At 57.3% G+C, this 1753-nt stretch carries 1 rRNA gene (only partly in view); it reads right to left on the bottom strand.

The features are described 5' to 3' along the window. A 23S ribosomal RNA gene (locus tag ACWD1U_RS37190) occupies positions 1–1613 on the bottom strand (it extends 1606 nt beyond the left edge of the window). Positions 1614–1753: the final 140 nt, after the last annotated feature.

Below are 1753 nucleotides of genomic sequence, written 5' to 3'. Positions count from 1 at the left end.
GTTCGACGGCTCCACCACTTTCCTTTCCCCGAAGGGTCCGGAACGGCTTCACGGCCTTAGCATCACGATGCTCGATGTTTGACGCTTCACAGCGGGTACCGGAATATCAACCGGTTATCCATCGACTACGCCTGTCGGCCTCGCCTTAGGTCCCGACTTACCCTGGGCAGATCAGCTTGACCCAGGAACCCTTAGTCAATCGGCGCACACGTTTCTCACGTGTGAATCGCTACTCATGCCTGCATTCTCACTCGTGAACCGTCCACAACTACCTTCCGGTGCTGCTTCACCCGGCACACGACGCTCCCCTACCCATCACAGCCGGCGTTGGCCGTATTGCTGCAATGACACGACTTCGGCGGTACGCTTGAGCCCCGCTACATTGTCGGCGCGGAATCACTAGACCAGTGAGCTATTACGCACTCTTTCAAGGGTGGCTGCTTCTAAGCCAACCTCCTGGTTGTCTCTGCGACTCCACATCCTTTCCCACTTAGCGTACGCTTAGGGGCCTTAGTCGATGCTCTGGGCTGTTTCCCTCTCGACCATGGAGCTTATCCCCCACAGTCTCACTGCCGCGCTCTCACTTACCGGCATTCGGAGTTTGGCTAAGGTCAGTAACCCGGTAGGGCCCATCGCCTATCCAGTGCTCTACCTCCGGCAAGAAACACACGACGCTGCACCTAAATGCATTTCGGGGAGAACCAGCTATCACGGAGTTTGATTGGCCTTTCACCCCTAACCACAGGTCATCCCCCAGGTTTTCAACCCTGGTGGGTTCGGTCCTCCACGAAGTCTTACCTCCGCTTCAACCTGCCCATGGCTAGATCACTCCGCTTCGGGTCTTGAGCGCGCTACTAAAACGCCCTATTCGGACTCGCTTTCGCTACGGCTTCCCCACTCGGGTTAACCTCGCAACACACCGCAAACTCGCAGGCTCATTCTTCAAAAGGCACGCAGTCACGAGAACAAGGCAAGCCTTGTTCCGACGCTCCCACGGCTTGTAGGCACACGGTTTCAGGTACTATTTCACTCCGCTCCCGCGGTACTTTTCACCATTCCCTCACGGTACTATCCGCTATCGGTCACCAGGGAATATTTAGGCTTAGCGGGTGGTCCCGCCAGATTCACACGGGATTTCTCGGGCCCCGTGCTACTTGGGTGTCTCTCAAACGAGCCGCTGACGTTTCGACTACGGGGGTCTTACCCTCTACGCCGGACCTTTCGCATGTCCTTCGCCTACATCAACGGTTTCTGACTCGTCTCATGGCCGGCAGACCATGAAAGAGAGATCCCACAACCCCGTATACGCAACCCCTGCCGGGTCTCACACGCATACGGTTTGGCCTCATCCGGTTTCGCTCGCCACTACTCCCGGAATCACGGTTGTTTTCTCTTCCTGCGGGTACTGAGATGTTTCACTTCCCCGCGTTCCCTCCACACTGCCTATGTGTTCAGCAGTGGGTGACAGCCCATGACGACTGCCGGGTTTCCCCATTCGGAAACCCCCGGATCAAAGCCTGGTTGACGACTCCCCGGGGACTATCGTGGCCTCCCACGTCCTTCATCGGTTCCTGGTGCCAAGGCATCCACCGTGCGCCCTTAAAAACTTGGCCACAGATGCTCGCGTCCACTGTGCAGTTCTCAAACAACGACCAGCCACCCATCACCCCGAACCCTTACGATTCGAGTGCACTGGGGCCGGCGACTGAGGAAAAATCCATTCCCTCAGACACCCAACAGCGTGCCCGGCACG

The sequence above is a fragment of the Streptomyces sp. NPDC002788 genome, from assembly GCF_053592115.1.
The sequence above is the reverse complement of the archived record's forward strand: the minus strand, read 5'-3'. Positions and strand labels throughout refer to the sequence as shown.